Here is an 18,439-nt window from a genome sequence, read left to right as displayed (position 1 = left end):
TAGATGATAAATGCAACGGTAGGTGAAGTATAGAAAAGTAAGTATGTCTACATACCGGATAAAATTGGCTGAATTCTTGGGATTTTATGGTTAAAAAGCAAATGGATAGGTATATTGAAAAAATAATAGCAGTCTTAGGATTTTGCGGACTGGTTACAGTAATAAGGATATACTACCGATGACCCATTTGCTCCTGTTTTACCTCAGGTTTGGTCGTCAATTATTACTGTAAGCGTAGGACCTGCATGGTCTCATCCAGGGAAAGATCAATATCTCTATCCTTCTGGCACGGTTTACTTCACAACGTGGTTTTTTCTTTCAATTTGACAATTGCGGGGCTTAACCGCCAGAGAGATCGCCAGTTTTTCATAAGAAATCTTGATGTGTATTAAGCGATTTTCAATAAATATTCTATTTGTTAACTACGTCCTGCGGCTTGTCTGTGGGATCCAGTTTTATTGCAAACTTCCTGGATCCCGCGAACAAGTCCTGAGAGAACCATGCCAAATTTGCATGAGGATGGCTCAGGTTTAACAGCTTAGTAGCCCCGCCTGCTTGCAGGCGGGGCTACTATTTCTTATCTTATGTATCTGCGTAAGATCAAAGCAACGTTAGCGCCTCCAAAAGCAAAATGATTGGACAATACGATGTCAATGGTCTTTTTCCGGGCTTCATTAGCTACATAATCCAAGTCACAGGCAGGATCTGGAGTTTCTAAGTTAATTGTAGGTAATAACAAATCATGTTGCAGACTTAGAGATGTGGAAATGACTTCCATGACACCAGATGCACCTATTGCATGCCCAATCATTGATTTTTGTGCCGTAATGGGGATCTCATAAGCTCTTTCACCAAATAGTGATTTAATCGTTTGTGTTTCGACCATATCATTTAATGGCGTTCCAGTCCCATGCGCTTTGAGATACTGAATATCTCGCGGTGATAATTTTGCATCATCCAATGCGCCTTGAATCGCGCGTTGCTGTCCTTCGGAAGAAGGTGCGGTAATATGAAATGCGTCACAGCTGGAACCAAAACCAATAATTTCTGCGAAAATAGTAGCTCCTCGTGCTCTGGCTTGATGTAGTTCTTCAAGAATTAAAACTCCGGCACCTTCTGCCATTACCATCCCTTCACGATTTAGATCAAATGGGCGACAGGCTTTTGTTGGTTCTTCATTATTAGTGGACATCACCTTTAATTTACACCATGCAGACATCATTGATTCCCAAAGTGGTGCTTCAGTGCCTCCACAGATCGCAGTGGAAATTCTGCCGTTAGCGATTTGCTGGTAAGCTGCCCCTATGGCATCGGCGGATGAAACACATGCATTAGAAATAGTGGAATTAGGCCCACTGAGGCCGAATGCTATCGCGATAAAATTTGCAATGGAATTGGACATTCCTCTGATCACAGTCAGGGGCTGCATTTTTTTCCAATTGTCAGCGAAGAAGAATTTATAGCTTGCTTCTGATTCGGGGTATCCTCCCATCCCGGTACCGATGAAAGTCCCTGCTTTGCTAAGTTCATGGGGGGTGAGTTGGGATTGTTCTATTGCATGATGTGCGCAATAGAGCGCGAATTGGGCAACTCGTGGATAGCGTTTATTCTTGTTAAACTCGGGAAGATGTTCCAGGGAAAAATCAGTCACTTCGCCTGCTATTTGGGTGGGATACAATGAAGGATCATAGCTTTGAATGCGTTTTATTCCGCATTGTCCCTGTTTTGCCGCCTCCCAGAATTTGCTTAAGCCTGTTCCTATGGAAGAGGTTATTTCCATGCCGGTTATAACAACCCTTTTTTTCATTATGATCCTTTTTATTTTTAGTATGAAACGTTCTATGTACGTTGAAAACAATTTTGCAGCAAATAGTTGTTTCAGTTTTTAGGACAATACTAAAGTGGGGGTTTAAATTCTGTCAAGCTCTATATGAACAGGGTTTTATTTTACAAAAAAGAGCGGTCTAAGGCAGCCGAGATAACCCCGTTTTCTAAATGTATCCAGAGCAAATTTTTCTGCGCGCCTGGGTATATAAGGGTTTGTCTTTAGGTATGCAAGTTAACGTCTTTTTTTGGCGATAACTCGTTTTTGTAATTCATAGAAATCAACTGCCCAGTAATCACACGAATTTTCAGTTAGAAAACCAAGCCGAGTATAGAGATTAAGTGCTTTTTGATTATGCGTTTCTACATCAAGATTGAGGTGAGGTTTGCCTTCACTTAAAGCATAATTAATACAGTGTGAAATTAATGCTGTTCCCAAACCTTTTCCCTGCCGGATTGGCAAAACGGCAATATCAGAAAGTGTTGCACCATTTTTTTCCCAACGTATATGTGCTTTTCCTACAAGGTGATTATCCTCAAATGCAAGGATTATTTGATATGTTCTATCACTCAGTATGTGTTCAAAACGTGGAACTAATTCTACTTCCGTTTTAAAGAAACATGCCTCATCCAGAACACAAAGCAGTGGAATATCCTTTTCTGTTGCAGTGCGGTATGTCAGATTTTTTTGGTAGTCCAGTAAGGGTGTTAAATCATGCCGCTCCATATAGTATTCACTATGCATGTAAGAAAAACCGAGTTCAGGTAGCCATTGACTATTTAAAAGGTAAGGACTAGAAAAAATTAATTTAAAATAGCCTTGCTCTTTTACCAGAGGTAAAATATTGCGAAGCATTTTTTTGGCAATACCTTTGCGGCGATAATCTGGGTGAACAAGCAATGAAATTTCAACTGCATCCTCATAAAAGAAAAAAACACTTAAAAATCCCACTAATCGTTGTTTGTCATGATACCTTAAGACTGTAGGTAAATTTCTTTTTTGGATGAGTAAGTGGGTATATAAATTAGGTACGCTGCCATCTTTCTTTTTACAGACAGCTTTTAATTCTTCTAGTTCTTTGAGTTGTTCCTCAGTGAGTTGGGTAGTTTTACTAAGCATAATTGATATTAATAAATATGATTCGTTTTTTTTAAGAATAGCTTGTTTTACGTTAATTTGCTTTTATTAAAATGAATTTATTAAAAATGCAAGTTTAAAACAGCAACTACAATTTCCAAAATAATTAATACGATAATGATAATCTCTAAATTATGACCGTGCCGATTATCCAAGTAACCATTAAACATATCAAAGATTTCATTAAGCGTATCCAAGCGATGATTAATCGCATTGACGCGCCTTTGGATATGCAGGTAACGTTCCAACATCGTGAAGTGCTCTTCTAAAGTTGGATGTTGCCAAAAATATTTTGGATGATAAAGGAAATTACTAATTAAATTCATTTCACTTTTTGCTCCAAGGATTTCTCCAATAATCTGCTGTATTTGCGTACGGCTAATTTCCATCTCGCCTGTATGCGACAATTTTTGGATCATAGGATTGTATTTATCAATCAGCGCATCAATAATGGTTTCAAAATATTGTAACTTGACTGATTGAGAAAACCCATAAGATAAACTGAGTTTGAGCTCGTCACTTTCATCTTCTATAGTCAAGCAGTCTACATCGAAAAAATCATGGGGTTCTATAGTCGTTTTATTATCGAGCTGATAATGGAATTCATCATGCACCAAAAGGGCAACGGGTTTATCAATTAAGAGTTTGATGGTATTCAGATAATCATTAATTTGATATCTTTTGATTCCCCAGGAAACCACTGTACCATTTTTAAAAATGAATATGGTATGATCTTTGTTGTGATTCAGGCTTAACTTGAGTACATCCCGAGTTTTCAGTGAAGTAAAATCAGTCGAAGCATTTTTAAAATAATTGTCTACGCGTGTTAAATCAATTGATTTGGCAATACAAAAACTTAAGCATTCCATGATGGTAGTAATCCGCGAATAAAAGCTTTTTATGATGAAAATAGATACATGTTCTGCTGTATCTGATAATCGATAATTAAAGTCAGATACAGCATTTTACAACATATAATAATTATCTCAACTTTAACTATTATACACTATCTGCTGTTTCACGGGTTGGATAAGTCTTCTTTCGGTCAGTTGCCCCACCTAACCATTGCGGACAAACTTCTAAAATTTCGGCAATCTTATTAAGTTGTTCAGTTACTGGAAGTATGTGGCCAAAAATTAACGCGTTTGCTAAATGACGTGAAACACCAAATACTTTGGATACTGCTTTGATTTTCTCAGTTAACTCTTCTGGAAAGCCCAATGAAGCTAACTCGCGATTGAAGCGCTGCGAAAATACTTTACTGTTCATTTTCTCACTCCATGAAAAAATAATTATTCAGCATCATGCTGCCCCATCTTAGATCCCTGTCATTCCATGATTCAGGTAAGAGAGTTATAACCCATTTTTTTTTAATAGCAAAGTTTTTTTATCCTAAAATCAATTAGTTATTTATCTACTTATCATTATGGTAACTAGTTGACCACTGAAAGAGCTTAAATGGTTAAGTAAAGAATAAGATTTGATATGTATAATTAGATTATAAAGTTCATTGTTGGATCGCTTTAATCATGAGATTGTCCCCATTTTTGGTTTTAGCTCTCAAGGAGTTAAGAAAAGTGCTCATGAAGTCTATCCATTTAAAGATCGAAAATTTGAGCGGCTCATATCCTCTTCTAATTCGTCATGAATATTTTCAACTTCGGCAGATGGAATAGTAAAGTTTGACAATGTATTTTGTGATGTAAAAGAAACTTCTTGGAAAAACCTGCTTTTTCTTTGGTAGGTTTCACTACATTTTCATATATTGCAAAAGCAGATTCTGATAGTAATTTTTTATTCTTCACATCATAGGGTTGTTCAAATAACATACTAATGAAGTTCTGAACTTTTTAGTTAAAGTTTTAGCCATTCAGTAAAAAGATATATTTATTTTTTAGTTGGGCAAGGATAACAAATAATTAAAGCTTGATTAATAAAAAAGCAGAAAGATCAAAAAAAACACACCTTTTTGATCGTGAAATAAAAGGTATTTTTAATTCATTTCATTGATTGTTCTCTTCTTTTTTATTCCGATTGATGTCGAATTATTAGAAGATTTTCGATCAAAATGAGAATTAATTTATAAATTTTTACACTATTCGTATGAAATAGGGTATAATGTCGGACTGAAATTAATTAGAGTTATCACTTTATTTAGATAATTTCTTACTTTTATTGTTCTTTGCAGTGGTTTAGGGATAATAACTATTACAGGGAATATTTATTTCACATTAGGAGTTAAAACAGAATGATGAAAATAGCCTCATTACTATTAGGTGTGGTTTTAACTGGTTATGCTTTTGCAGACAATCCTAAAGAAATAGCAACTCACAAAGTGTCTCTTGCTGGCTTGCAACCTGGTGAAGGTCGCCTCATTCGTAGTGATGTATTTGAGAATAATAAATTTCAATCCGGTTCTTATTTTTGTGCTGGCGCTGATAGCGTTCTGTACGATATGCAATATGTGTTTTCAAAAAGCCGTGAACCGTTTCATGTGGAACATTTAATTAAATTTTCAATATGCCAAGATGAAACCATGGCCCAATGCCAAGAGTTTGCTACAGATAAATACCTTACTTTTAGAAACCTTGATGGTTATTTGCAAAATGATAGTGCCCAATCAACTGTGGATATTTCTCCCCTAAAAGTTGTTTATCAACCCTGCGAACCCAATGAAGAGATGGATGAGTTGGTTAAAAGATCAATTCATGAAAATGATCGTCGTTTTGCAAGCGTAGGATAAAGATTTTTCTTTAATTAATTGTAACCTGGGGATTCGAGCGTGTGCTTACGAACCTCGGGTTACGATTCGCCCAGGTCATTATGATGTTTGTTTTTTGCGCCAATTAAATCACTTGATTTGTTATATTTTTGTAAAATTCATTCAATATTTAGCCTGAGGTCATTCATAAGTGGTTAAATGACGCCCACTTTTGAACGTTGTCTATGCAGTCTGGAGGTACATGAATGAAAAAAATGAGAGTATTAGGATGTTGGTTATTATTAATGCTTGCATTGGATGCACACGGCTATCAAACCCGAGAAAGTAAAATTTACAATGATGAAGGGCAGATTGTCCATATAGATGGTCTATCATGGTCTGGATTTCAAGACACGAATGTTTTGCAAGGCTTACAGAGCAATCCTTTTTATGCAATTCCATCTTTGAGTTCCAATCCAAGAGCCTATGGCATGATGGATTTGATTAGTCATCCATGGGATTTTCCCAGTTCAGGGGTAGACAAGAATTCATCAGTAAGTTTTAAAACCTTACGATTGCCTATCCAACCGGAGGTGCTTTATGATGATCAACATGAGGTCGATTTAAATAAGTGGCTTTCTGACAAATCTTTCCCAAATGCAGGTAATGGTATCTTTTGTAAAACATGGCAAAGTAATGGTACTGCTTGCGACAAAGCAGTCAGTCCAAAACAAGCACTTTGGATTGTGTTACAAGAATTAAAAAAGAAGAATATCAAAGTAATGATTGATATCCATCATCGTCATGGGTATGGTGATGCGATGCGAGATGGTACTGTTTATGATATGCAACGCTATGGAAATGATATTTCTCTCTTAGCAACAGAAATTAAAAATCGCAATTTAGATAATGTATTGGGCATTGATATTTTTAATGAGCCTTATCGTTTAAATTGGTTTAAAACACATGACTCCCAAGTACCGTGGACAAAAGTTATAGCAACTGCTGCTAATGCAGTGCAGAAAAACAATCCTAAATTACTGTTATTTGTAGAAGGTCCTGATTCAGGAAATGATGATGCAAATAATCCAGTAATTTGTGTCCCTAAATCCCAAGTAGTCAATGACAACGGATACAGCCATTCTCCTGATCCCTCCTTATGTGGCAATTTAGAACGTATGTTTTTTAAAGGGAATTGGGGAGAGGACTTTAAGCCTTTACTAAATGAAAAACAGGCTAAAAACGGAATCGCTGTATTTGATAAAGATAAATTTAAGAATCAGTTAATCAGTCAAGGAATAAATCAGCCGGCGTTACAATGGTTATTGGGTGATGAACAGGCTCAAAACAGCCATTTGGTTTTTTCGCCGCATGTATACCCTGCTGAAGTTGCTGGTTGGGAAACCGCGCCTGGGATGCCAAGTCAATTACGTTTCGACTGGTCATGGGGATTTTTATATAAAGCAGGCTATCCTGTTGTGCTTGGCGAGGCCTCATGGAAAACTGCAAAAGGAAAAGCATTTTTTATCAATTCGCTAATGCCTTATTTACAGGCGAATATGGAAACAAACAACATCTTCTTCTGGGCAATTGGTTATCTTGGGGATACGGTAAGCGCGATTGATCCTAATTCTGGTGAGCTCAATTTAGATGTGCAGCAAACGTTAAAAAATTATTTTGATAACATGTAATAAATAGAAATGTAGCCTGAGTGCAGCGGAAGAATTCATTCCCGGGTTCCGCTGCGCACGCAGCACCCAGGCCTACATTACGGTTGTAATGCAGGCTTCACATTCCATGCACGGCATTGCCATACCTCTGAAGGCTCTTCATTTTCAAAGACACACAGTGCTCCTGTCGCTATTTTGATCTCATATTGGGCGCTGAATGTTGTGAAATCACCAGTCAAATAAGGCGAAAAACGGGCGATCCCATTACTTGTGACCACCAGACATGTTTTTCCAGGGTACTCTTGACGCAGACGAGTAGAAAAATCCATCCAATTATTAATAAGCGCTGCAGGGTCGACATTCCAACCAGCAGGTACTATGGCATGGGTTTCCCAGGCATTAATCGCTTCTTTGCCAATGCGTGCAACGACACGCTCTTCAGGTTGATTTTCATCAGGCCCATAATCAATTTCATTGAAGATAGCCAGTGTTTCAATTGGTAAATTTATTCCCATAGCACTTTGTGCTTCTTTTGCAGTTTGTATGGCTCGTTTGAGCTTCGAAGTGAAGATGACATCAGGCATAAGATCATTCTTTTGCAGATAGGTACCTAGTATACGTCCCTGATGCAAACCACTATTGACCAAGGGCAAATCGGTAGTTCCTACTCTTCTAACCACCTCACCAGGTGCAAAAGTATTTCCATGGCGTGCAACAAGTAATCGTGTTCTCATCGTTACAGACTCTCTAATAATTCACCGTATTGGGCAATCAACGTTTCAGCACGAACTACATCTTCTGGGCTATCAATACCTGACATACTGGCTCGACCTTTATAGTCAACAGGAATACAACGAAGGGTATAACCGTTTTCGAGGATGCGTAATTGCTCCAATCCTTCCATTTTTTCAAAGGTGCTTTCTGGCAGGGTAATGTATTTTTCGAGCATGTCCATTGAATAGCCATATAAACCAATATGACGAAATACCGGACTTTTATCACTTTTCTGACGTAATTCATCTTCTTTGCGAATGGCAGGAATAATATTTTTGCTGAACCAAAAAGCATTGCCTGTTTTTTCATTGAATACGGCCGTAGTACCACTAAAGGGGGTAGCCAATTTATTTTGGCGCAGTACATCCAGCTGTTTCCAGGTTAACTGGGTTACAGGGGTTACTGCATCACAAGGAGAGGCAGCGAAAGCATCAATTAATGCACGTAAAAAATCTGGTGGTGTCAACGGAGCATCGCCTTGCATGTTTAAAATGAAATCCGGCTTGCTTCTCATAGAGCGTATTGCTTCAGCGACACGATCCGTTCCGCTGGGCGCCTCTGGCGAGGTCATGATTGATGCAACACCTATTTCATCGCAATGTTGGACAATTCGCTCATCATCGGTGGCAACGAGTACAGAAACATTTTTTAATCCTTCAGCTGCAGCACGTGATAGACGAACCACACGGTGTAACATAGTTTGACCACGAATCATTGCCAAAGGCTTTCCTGGTAAACGAGTTGAAGCGTAACGGGCAGGAATGACAATAACGCTGTGCATGGTAAAAAAATGTTCCAATATAAAAAAACCAATAATAGCTTAAATACCAGGCGGTTACTATAGGAACTTTGACTCGACGTACGAATCGGCGCTGGTCTTGATTCTTACGCCGAGTTCAGGTTATGGCAGGTTATGGTAGAATCATGTCGCAATCATTGGGTTAAAAACACTCTCTACGTTCTGCGGCTTGTCCGCAGAATCCAGGAATGGATCTCTGAGCCGGAAAAGCCGCAAGCACAGGACATAGGGGAATTGCATTTTTCCGGATTATTGATGTGTATTTTAGGTGCTGGATTTTAAATAAGGACATTTTGTTATGAAGAAATTAAATCTATTTACGATGGGATTGATGCTGATTCAGGCAACAGGTGCTATTGCAGATGAGCACTCTTTAGCAAAGTTAACTGATTTGGCAGGTGCATCCGGTTTTGAGAAGTCTGTTCGTGATGCGGTGAAACAACAATGGCAGCCCTCCATGAGCAAGGTTACTGTAGATGGGATGGGTAATTTGATTGGCCAATATAAAGCAAATCAAAAAGGCCCTAATGTTTTATTAATGGCACACATGGACGAAGTAGGGTATATGATCGAATCAATAACTCCTGATGGTTTTTTAAAGGTTATCCCATTAGGCGGTATTCCCTCTTCAGTAATTTTTGCACAACGTTGGATGGTTTCTACTCCTAAAGGGCCTATTTTAGCTTATTCAGGTATGGACTCGACCCACCTTATTGACGAGGCCAAAAAAAATCAATTACCCATGGGAAATGCAGTATTTCTTGATATTGGTGCAGAAACAAAGGAACAGGCTGAAACGAAATTTAATGTGCGCCCAGGATTACAAGTTACTCCCGCAAGTCAATTCAGCCCATTAAGTGAAAACCGTTTTCTAGCAAAGGCTCTTGACGATCGCTTGGGATTGGCGCTGATTAGCGATGTTCTGGACTCCATAAAAAATCAGGATCGACCAAATCAACTCTATGCCGCGGCTACAGTACAGGAAGAGGTGGGTTTGCGCGGGGCAAGTACCGTTTATCAGAGTACGCATCCGGATATTACGATTAATGTTGAGGTTGGTATTGCTGATGATTACCCAGCTTTAATTGCAAAACGCAAAGGACGAATTGCTTTGGGCAAAGGCCCTACTTTGTTTGTATACGATCGCTCAATGATTCCCCATCAAGAATTGCTTAATTGGGTTTTAGATTTAGCTCAAAAAAATAACATTCAGGTACAGTTGGAATCAGAAATAGGCTATGGCCAAGATGGTTCAAAAGTACAAGGCTCAGGTTCAGGGGTTCCTAGCATTAATATTGGCGTGCCCATTCGTTATGCGCATCAACAAGCAGGGATGTTTGATAAACGTGATTATGATCAGGCAGTTAAATTGGTCAGTCTTATCGTGACTCATCTCAATCAGCAAGTGGTTGAGCAAATTAAAGCAGGTTAAGTTTTTTGCAAGGTAGTCTGGGTGAAGTGAGCGAGCCCGGGAGTCTTGTTTGGTGCTATAGAACTCCCGGGTTTTGCTTCACCCAGGCTATACGTTCTTTTGTTCAGACTAACCACTCATCTTTTCCTTACATTGCTGCAGAAAATATTTTGCGGGTAAGTCATTGGGATTACTTATGATAATTTGCTCAAAAAGATTTGAGGCTTCATCAAATTGTTTTGCCTCATAATGCTCCAATGCGGTGGCAAAAATAGAGGCAGAATCTTTTTTAAATTGCACTTCCACTGGAGGATTATGATTAAAGACTTCATAAATTTTTATGGGTAGACGTTTACCTTTTACTGTCGTCAAACCTAAGAAGCGCAGATCGTATTGATCTTTTTGTTTTAATTGTTCATAGGTTTCCTCACCAATGATGAGTTCAATATTAAAACTTCGAGTTAATGTTTCAAGCCGGGAAGCGGTATTGACTGCATCGCTAATTACACTGCAATCCATACGCTTTTCAAAGCCCACAGTGCCGACAATCAAATTACCCGTGTTTATGCCAATTCCTACATTGATGGGGGGAAGGTTATCGCGTATTCGCGTGGCATTAAAAGTCTTCAGAGCTTCTAACATATCCAATCCAGCAATTACGGCATCATCTGCATCATTAAATAAAGCCATAATGGCATCACCAATATATTTATCAATAAGACCCGAATTTTTAAAAATGGCAGGATCTAAATAACTCATCAGGGTATTCACGAGATTGAAGATTTCAACAGGTGATAAGCGTTCGGCCATCGTAGTAAATGATTTTATATCTAAAAAGAGCACCGTCATGACCTTTTCAACACAGTCACCGAGTTTAATATCTACAATATTCTTACGATTAAGTACCTTTAGAAAATCTTGGGGTACAAAACGAGCTACTGCAATGGCATTTTGCTGGATCTCAACCAGCTTGTTGATAAGTTCTTCATTTAGAGCTCTGACCTTTTGTTCCGCGATCTGTAAATCCTGAAAATAGGAATTGGTGCGCACCATATAACGGACGCGATATCCTAATAGAGTTGGATTAATGGGCTTGGTGGTAAAATCGGTCGCTCCGACCTGGAACGCCTTATTAACTGATGCATAATCCTCTAGACCAGTAACCATCATAATTGGAAGATAACGCAAATCAGGTGATTTTCGAATCTCGGCACATACTTCAAAACCATTAAGGCCAGGCATCTCCACATCCAACAAAATTGCGTCAGGTTTGGTAGTTTTGAGTAGTGATAATGCGGCCTCACCATTCTCTGCCTGAATGACATTAAAACCAACTTTAGTTAATACATCGCAGATGATTAAACGCATAGTGGCACTATCATCTACAATCAAGATCACGGGATTTTCTTTTTCCATAAATGAGTTACTCATCTTCGCTGATGCAGATTTTTGTTAAATAACTGGCAATATTCTCTAACTCAATGATTTGATCTACAGCATTCAATGATTGGGCAACAGCGCCCATACCAAAAACTATGGAACTTTCTTGGTCTTGAATCAAGGTGTGTCCATGAGCTTCTTTTAATTCCAATAAGCCTTCCGCACCATCATCACTCATTCCAGTTAATAAAATGCCAATGGCTTTTTTTCCACAAACGTTGGCAACTGATTGAAGTAATCGGGTAATCGAAGGGCAAAAACCGGAAACAGGAGGCCCATCAACTAATTTACAGATTAATTGTTCATGAACACGTTCAACTACCATATGTTGATGTTCAGGTGCTATATATACCGTTCCCTTTTGTAATGGTTCATCATTTACTGCATTTTTTACGGTAAGGCTTACATTCTCTTCAAGCCATTGTGCAAATCCTCGAATAAAGCCACGGCTCATGTGTTGGACAATCAGAATTGGTACAGGAAAATCAGGAGCTAATTGCGCGAGAATAGTGTGTAATGCCATAGGGCCTCCAACTGAAGCGCCCATCGCTATAATCTCGTAATGTGTTGTTTTGACATCTTTTGTTTTATACTTTTTGCTCTCATCAAAAATTAAATGGTTTTTCAAAGGTTTTTTGATGACACGAATATCAGAAAGGCTGCGTAGTGTATTAACGATGTGTTGCCTGCTTTCCTCAAAAGAGGGAGAAAATACATTAACAGGCTTTGCCAAAGCAGTTAATGCTCCTGCCTCAAGAATATGGAATGTGGCATGGAGTGATTCATCATTCACCAGAGAACTGATCACGACAATTGGTGTAGGATTTTGAGCCATAATAAGACGTGTGGCCTCGAGTCCATCCATGATGGGCATTTTAATATCCATGGTAATGAGATTGGGTTTTAACTTTTCAGTTAATTCAATAGCTTCCTTGCCATTTTTTGCGATACCAATGACTTCCATATCTTTTTCAGATTCTATAATGTGTTGAATTATTGCAACTTCTGTTGGTGAATCATCAACAATTAAAATTTTTATCATAGATAGTAGTTCACTATAGCAGCATTCTCTTTATAATCTCTGAAGAGTTTAATACGAAATTAATTTGATTGTTGCCTGTCAAGGTCGCTCCAATGACACAAGGTATATTTGATAAGGGTTCTTGCAACGGTTTGAGTACAATTTCCCTTTCACCAATAATTTCGTCGACAAGTAAGGCAATACGATCCCCGTTTTTTTTGATGATTACAACAGAGATATGTTCTGTTCTATTTTGTTTTTTTTCATCAAGATGGAGTACCTTAGACAAAGAGCATAACAAAACCGGTTGTTCTTTGACAAGAACAGAAGGGCTTCCTTCCACGGCTATAACCTCATGTTTCTTTAATAACATGACACTTTCTACCGAGTTGGTAAGGAGCACAAATATTTGGTTATTGCATGAAACAATCAATCCGCGTTCAGTCGCTAATGTAAGAGGAACTCTCAGAAAAAAGATGGTTCCTTTCCCTGGTTTGCTTTCAACACTGACTTGGCCTTTTAAACGGAGTAAATTGGATCGCACCACATCCAAGCCTACGCCTCGACCAGAAATATCGGTTGCAATTTCCCGAGTAGAAAAACCAGGACGAAAAATAAGCGCATAAAGGTCTGCTTTTTTCATATTTTCAAGCTCAGATTGGGTGATGATGTTTTTTTGCAGTGCTGTGCGAATTAAATCATTCGTTTTAATTCCGCTCCCATCATCAATAATTTTAAAGACAATCTGATTGTCTTCTTGATTTACATGAATCGAAATATTTCCTTGTGCTGATTTGCCAGCAGCTTTACGAGCCTCAGTATTTTCTATGCCATGATCGATTGCATTACGTAGCAGGTGTACTATAGGATCTTTTAAACCATCAAGTATCATTTTATCCATTTTTACATCATTGCTATTTATTTCAAGATTGACTTGTTTTTTTAGCTCATGCGCCAAATCACGTACAATTCGTGGCAAATAACGTAATTGCGTTGTTACCGGTACAAGACGTAAAGTACGAATTTCATCTTGGAGCGCATTTAATAAAATAGATAATTCGCTAACAGAGGTATGCAACTCCCTTTGCATTAAATGAGTTGAATTATTGATTTCAGCTAATTCAACAAGGCTCGTAGAGAATAGGGCAGTTAATGAGCCCGTTTCATTTTGCGAAAAAGTGTTGAAATTGGTTTTATCTTTTTTCCATGATTGCACCAGATGATCGATTTTGTAATTCATCTTGGTCAATTTGGAATAGTATTCTTCAATAGCAATTTTAATGGCTTGGATTTCTTCAGTATAAACTGAAACCCGATCTAAATTTTGCAAAGAGACACGTATTGAATCAAATTCATTTGTTTTGCTCTGTATTTCATGAGTCTTAGGCGCTTTTTCAAGTTTCGGCGATGTTTCAACCGTTGGTTTTGATGGGGATAGTATTTCTTGAGCAGGCGATTCTGTATAGTATTCAAGTTGTCGCAAGTGGTTTGCTAAATCAAAAGATAATGGTTTTTGTTCCGTATAGCATTGCATTGCTTCATTCATGTAATCGATCGATTGCAGACACAGGTTAATGAGCTCAGGAGAAATTTTAATACTTTTTTTCTGGATCGCTGCAAATAAAGTTTCTATGTGATGGGCAATCTCACCAATATCATTAACGCCTATACCTCGTGCAGATCCTTTGATGTTATGAGCCACACGAAAAATTTCCTCCAGTAAACTCTGGAATTCTTGTTCTGATTTAGTCCCCTTTTCAAGCTGCAGCACACCATTCGTGATCGTGACTGAATTTTCTTGGAGTTCTGCTTTGAAAGTTTCAATAAGTTTTTTTATAAATTCATTATCCGCAGCATTTGCCGGAGGCGTCACTGGGGCAATAGGCTCAGATAAAGCTGGTTTTTCCTCTATAATTTGAATTTCTTCTTTTTTTTCTTCTTCATGATTTAATGCGTGTTGTAGTTGTTGTAATAATGCATGCAGCTCAGCTGAAAGCGGTTTTTTTTCTATAAAATTATGGAGCGTTTCACGCATTCCCTCTATGGCTCGAAATGTTAAATTAATTCGTTCAGGGGATACGACTTGCGAAGGCTCAAATAGTTTTTCAACATACTCGGCAATTTTCCCTAGCTCATCAATACCTACAGAAAGTGCTGATACTTTAATATTTCGCCCTGCACGAGAAATCTCCTCCATCATCTGATTTAAATGACTCATTGATTCGCCGTGCTTCATCTTTTTTAAATGATCGGTGATGAGCGCTAATAATGATTCAAGTTCCGTACTAAATGTTTCAAGCACCTGCTTTAATAAAGGATCGTCTGGAGTCATATGGGTGTGCTCCTAAACTTTATAAAAATTCACATCATCCTTTAGATGTTTGGCAATATCATCCAAATTATGAATAAATGCCATCATCTCTTTTATGCTGCTGGAAAAAGTTGAGGTAGTACGATTAATTTCATTCATGCTCTCAACGATTTGTTCAATCCCAACAGCTTCTTGACGAATGGCTACTTCAATATGCTGGCTCGAAATCGATGCTTCATTAATCATTTTACTTAGGGCTTGAATGACATGACCTGCTTTCTCAATGAGTTTAATCCCTAGATCAAGAGTTTTAGCACCTTCCTCTGTAACGGTGACTGCTTTTTCGGTAGTCCGCCGGATATCTTCGAGAATTCTTTGCACCTGTACAGTTGACTGTTCTGATTGCTCAGCGAGATTTCTTACTTCAGTTGCCACTGCAGCAAAACCTTTTCCTGCTTCTCCTGCTTTGGATGCTTCAATCGATGCATTCAATGCCAACATCTTTGATTGTTGGGCAAGTGTGTTTACTACGGAGGTAATGTCGCCAATTTGTTGGGTGTGATTACTTAAATCAAGAATGGTTTGTGCAATAAGCTTCATCTTTTCCTCTGAAGCTTTAATCCCCTGAATACTTTGCTCTACTGACTCTGTGCCTAGTTTTCCTTGCTCATAAGTGTTTTTCGCTACTTCCCGCAGAGTTTGTGCTTTAGCCATAGTTTGTTTTGAACTCTTATCTATTTCTTCCAATGACGCACTGATTTCATTTATAGCTGATGCTTGCGAGGTAATTCCTTCTGCTTGTTCATTTGCGGCTGTGAGTACGGTTCCTACCATAGTGACGATGTCATTGCTGACTTTGCTAATTTTTTTGGTAATTGATGCCAGCCCATCAGTCATTGAATTTAAATCTTTACCCAGATCTTGTAAGATGTCCTCTTTGTCTATTTCAAGACGCTCTCTAAGATCGCCTGCAGCAACTTTACTGCTATGCACTCTAAATTTTTTCGATGAGTTGACCAGTTTTTCAAACAGCTCTCGTGATTCTTCTTCTTTAGTCTGAAGAGTTTCCTCATTTTTCCTAATCGCTTCTTGCATGGTTTTTAGCGATAAAAGCAGCTTGCCTAACTTATCTTCAGATTGGATTTGAATTACTACGTCACGTTCACCTGCTGCGATTCGTTCAGCGATGTTAATTGCTTTATCTACAGGAATTGATATAGCTCGTTGGGTTATATAAGGAATGATAATGGTTAATAGGATAGCGAAAATTAATAACAAATAGGCAGAGTGTTCTAAGGAAGCTAAATTTTTATTAATTATATTTGTATTCTTCTCAACTTCTTGCGCTAATGAATTAAATATTCCACCGACTCTGCTTTTTGTTTGAGTAGAATAAACGCCATCAAGCATGTCAATCATTACTTTTATGATGTTTCTGGTCTTATTCCTACTGTTTTCTACATTATTGGGATCATTGGGGTTTCTAGGAGCATTTATTATTGCTATTTGAGTATCATAAAGAACTTGATACAAGTCTTGTAGCCTATCCCATTCTTGCCGTAATTGTTGATCACCTAACGAGTGCATAGCTTGATCCCACTGGTTTCTACTCTCATTAATTTCATTCCAAAGGTGTTCAAAAGCTTCTTTACTCTTAGAATCTCCCGTCATTGCCCACTGCTCAAGTGTATCTTGAGTCTGGAGAATTTGACTGTCTAGAACTTGGGGTAAGCTTTCATAACTAATTTTGTGACTAAGCTGAACTATGGAGTGAACTTTGGGTATTAAGAATATAATTAATAGTATTAATGGTAGGCTAAGGGCCATAAATCCAATAAGCAAGCGAGCACGTACAGTAATAACAAAGCCTCGTTTATTCCTATTAGTTTCCATGACCCTCTCCTATCTTGTATAAACGCGTTTTAATTTCTTGGCTTAAGCTTGATATAAAAGCCTCCATATTAATGATTGCTGTGACAGCATGATGTAACCCTAGAATATATTCTGAATTGGTCACGGTTGCAGAGGTTAGAGGAGCAGCTAATTGACTTGGCAGATAAGTCTCACTACCCTCGATGCGGTAAACAAGTAAGCCAAGAGTTATACTAGTTGCATGAACAACAATAATAAATTGATTATCCTGTTTGAGATGGTGACTCGAATGATTTGGATGAAAGAATTTGAGGAGATCCACTACTGTAATCAACGCACCACGCCAGTTGATTACTCCAGCAATAAAATTGGGTGCGAAAGGAGGATGTGCCATGGAGGTATTATGCAGAATTTCTTGCACGTATTGATAAGAAACTCCATAAATTTCATTTTTGCTTAAGCTGAAGCGAACAAAGGCAACACCATGATTTTCACGGATGTCTACTTCCTGGTGGGCAAGTTGTTTTGCTCTTGCTTGCAGTATCTTTAATGCTTCCTCGCTTTTGGGCATTAATTCTGAAGCATGCTTTTGTTCTTTTATCATCATTCAAAATCCTTTTTTTGTTCCATCACCATTATCCAGTGAAAAATAGATTGCACCATCATGATGAAAGACAAGATTTGTCCCAGTCGTAACAATAGGATCGGATGCACCCAATAAAAGATAAGCATCTTCAGTCATGCATGCGCTTATCTTTTTCATAATTTGAGTAACCAGCTCATTATCAAAATAAATGAGCACATTACGACATAGGATTAAATCGACCTCAAATATACCATTAATTATGGATGGATAGCGGTTATCACACAAATTAAGGTATTTAAATTGTACTAAATCACGAATTTCAGGCGACAGTATATGTGTACGATTATTTTTCAGGAAATAGCGTTGCATGTATCTCTCTGGAATAGAACGCATGGACCATTGTCCATAAGTGCCTGTTGTTGCTTTTTGCAGTGCTGCGGTATTGATGTCTGTACCTAATAAATAAAGATCCCATATATCCATATTGGGTATAAGTTCCGCTAACAGCATGGCAATGGTGTATATTTCTTCGCCTGAAGAGCAACCGGCACTCCAAATTTTTAAAGTAAAATCGTGTGATTTTTGTTTTATTAATTGAGGCAACAGCTTATTTTCAAGTAAATGTATTTGATTTTTATCACGAAAAAAGTAGCTTTCCCCCACAGTAATGGCTGCGACTAAATCAGCTAATAAAGAAGAGTTGCTGGAACATTTTTTTAATTGCTCCAAATATTCTTGAGGCTGATAATTGAATTTTTTGCATGCAGCGCCAATCGTTTTTACTAATTCTTGTGCCTGATTTACATGGATCACAAGTCCAAAACGCTTGTGGATTAATTCGATAAATGCAGATTCGAGTTTTTTTATGTCATTTAATATATTATTGCTCATG

At 38.1% G+C, this 18,439-nt stretch carries 15 protein-coding genes; 3 read left to right on the top strand and 12 right to left on the bottom strand.

The window, feature by feature from the left end:
* Positions 1-577 precede the first annotated feature (577 nt).
* From A8O27_RS04175 to A8O27_RS18990, 4 genes are all read right to left on the bottom strand, one after another.
* Positions 578-1,807, bottom strand: a complete 1,230-nt coding sequence (locus tag A8O27_RS04175; RefSeq protein ID WP_058458337.1) for a beta-ketoacyl-[acyl-carrier-protein] synthase family protein — start codon at positions 1,805-1,807, stop codon at positions 578-580.
* A 252-nt stretch (positions 1,808-2,059) separates the two neighbouring features.
* A complete protein-coding gene (locus A8O27_RS04170; RefSeq protein ID WP_058458338.1) occupies positions 2,060-2,944 on the bottom strand; it encodes a GNAT family N-acetyltransferase in 885 nt (294 codons plus the stop codon).
* Positions 2,945-3,024: 80 nt separating this feature from the next.
* On the bottom strand, positions 3,025-3,831 hold the full coding sequence (locus tag A8O27_RS04165) for an RMD1 family protein (protein WP_058458339.1): 807 nt from the start codon (positions 3,829-3,831) through the stop codon (positions 3,025-3,027).
* A gap of 130 nt (positions 3,832-3,961) precedes the next feature.
* Positions 3,962-4,231 carry a hypothetical protein gene (locus A8O27_RS18990; RefSeq protein WP_058458340.1) on the bottom strand — a complete coding sequence of 90 codons (270 nt, stop codon included), beginning with the start codon at positions 4,229-4,231 and terminating at the stop codon, positions 3,962-3,964.
* A gap of 979 nt (positions 4,232-5,210) precedes the next feature.
* Here A8O27_RS18990 and A8O27_RS04150 point away from each other — a divergent pair.
* Together A8O27_RS04150 and A8O27_RS04145 are read left to right on the top strand one after the other, a co-directional pair.
* Positions 5,211-5,705, top strand: a complete 495-nt coding sequence (locus A8O27_RS04150) for a hypothetical protein (protein ID WP_058458342.1) — start codon at positions 5,211-5,213, stop codon at positions 5,703-5,705.
* 224 nt (positions 5,706-5,929) lie between these two features.
* Complete coding sequence (locus A8O27_RS04145; protein ID WP_058458343.1) at positions 5,930-7,354, top strand: cellulase family glycosylhydrolase; 1,425 nt, start codon at positions 5,930-5,932, stop codon at positions 7,352-7,354.
* A gap of 77 nt (positions 7,355-7,431) precedes the next feature.
* Here the strand turns inward: A8O27_RS04145 and A8O27_RS04140 are convergent, their stop codons facing one another.
* Both A8O27_RS04140 and kdsB read right to left on the bottom strand, forming a co-directional pair.
* On the bottom strand, positions 7,432-8,067 hold the full coding sequence (locus A8O27_RS04140) for a histidine phosphatase family protein (protein WP_058458344.1): 636 nt from the start codon (positions 8,065-8,067) through the stop codon (positions 7,432-7,434).
* Positions 8,068-8,069: 2 nt separating this feature from the next.
* A complete protein-coding gene (gene kdsB / locus A8O27_RS04135; protein ID WP_058458345.1) occupies positions 8,070-8,888 on the bottom strand; it encodes a 3-deoxy-manno-octulosonate cytidylyltransferase in 819 nt (272 codons plus the stop codon).
* A gap of 340 nt (positions 8,889-9,228) precedes the next feature.
* On the opposite strand from kdsB, the gene A8O27_RS04130 reads away from it, so the two are divergent.
* A complete protein-coding gene (locus A8O27_RS04130) occupies positions 9,229-10,338 on the top strand; it encodes a M42 family metallopeptidase (protein ID WP_064115070.1) in 1,110 nt (369 codons plus the stop codon).
* Positions 10,339-10,446: 108 nt separating this feature from the next.
* On the opposite strand, the gene A8O27_RS04125 is transcribed toward A8O27_RS04130, so the two are convergent.
* The 6 genes from A8O27_RS04125 to A8O27_RS04100 are packed head-to-tail and all read right to left on the bottom strand — an operon-like array spanning position 10,447 to position 18,438.
* Positions 10,447-11,733: a response regulator gene (locus A8O27_RS04125; RefSeq protein WP_058458347.1), complete on the bottom strand. Its 1,287-nt coding sequence runs from the start codon at positions 11,731-11,733 to the stop codon at positions 10,447-10,449.
* A gap of 7 nt (positions 11,734-11,740) precedes the next feature.
* Entirely contained in the window at positions 11,741-12,799 is a 1,059-nt protein-coding gene (gene cheB, locus A8O27_RS04120; RefSeq protein WP_058458348.1) for a chemotaxis-specific protein-glutamate methyltransferase CheB, read from the bottom strand.
* A 13-nt stretch (positions 12,800-12,812) separates the two neighbouring features.
* Positions 12,813-15,110, bottom strand: coding sequence for a chemotaxis protein CheA (locus A8O27_RS04115; RefSeq protein WP_058458349.1), 2,298 nt, complete (start codon positions 15,108-15,110; stop codon positions 12,813-12,815).
* Between the two features lie 12 nt (positions 15,111-15,122).
* On the bottom strand, positions 15,123-16,982 hold the full coding sequence (locus A8O27_RS04110) for a methyl-accepting chemotaxis protein (protein WP_058458350.1): 1,860 nt from the start codon (positions 16,980-16,982) through the stop codon (positions 15,123-15,125).
* On the bottom strand, positions 16,972-17,568 hold the full coding sequence (locus A8O27_RS04105; protein ID WP_058458351.1) for a chemotaxis protein CheW: 597 nt from the start codon (positions 17,566-17,568) through the stop codon (positions 16,972-16,974). The genes A8O27_RS04110 and A8O27_RS04105 overlap by 11 nt, the downstream gene beginning before the upstream one ends.
* On the bottom strand, positions 17,569-18,438 hold the full coding sequence (locus A8O27_RS04100; protein ID WP_235810467.1) for a CheR family methyltransferase: 870 nt from the start codon (positions 18,436-18,438) through the stop codon (positions 17,569-17,571). It lies immediately after the preceding gene.
* Position 18,439 lies beyond the last annotated feature (1 nt).

Origin of the sequence: Legionella bozemanae (assembly GCF_001648595.1) — a bacterium.
GTDB classification, from domain to species: Bacteria; Pseudomonadota; Gammaproteobacteria; order Legionellales; family Legionellaceae; genus Legionella; species Legionella bozemanae.
The sequence above is the reverse complement of the archived record's forward strand: the minus strand, read 5'-3'. Positions and strand labels throughout refer to the sequence as shown.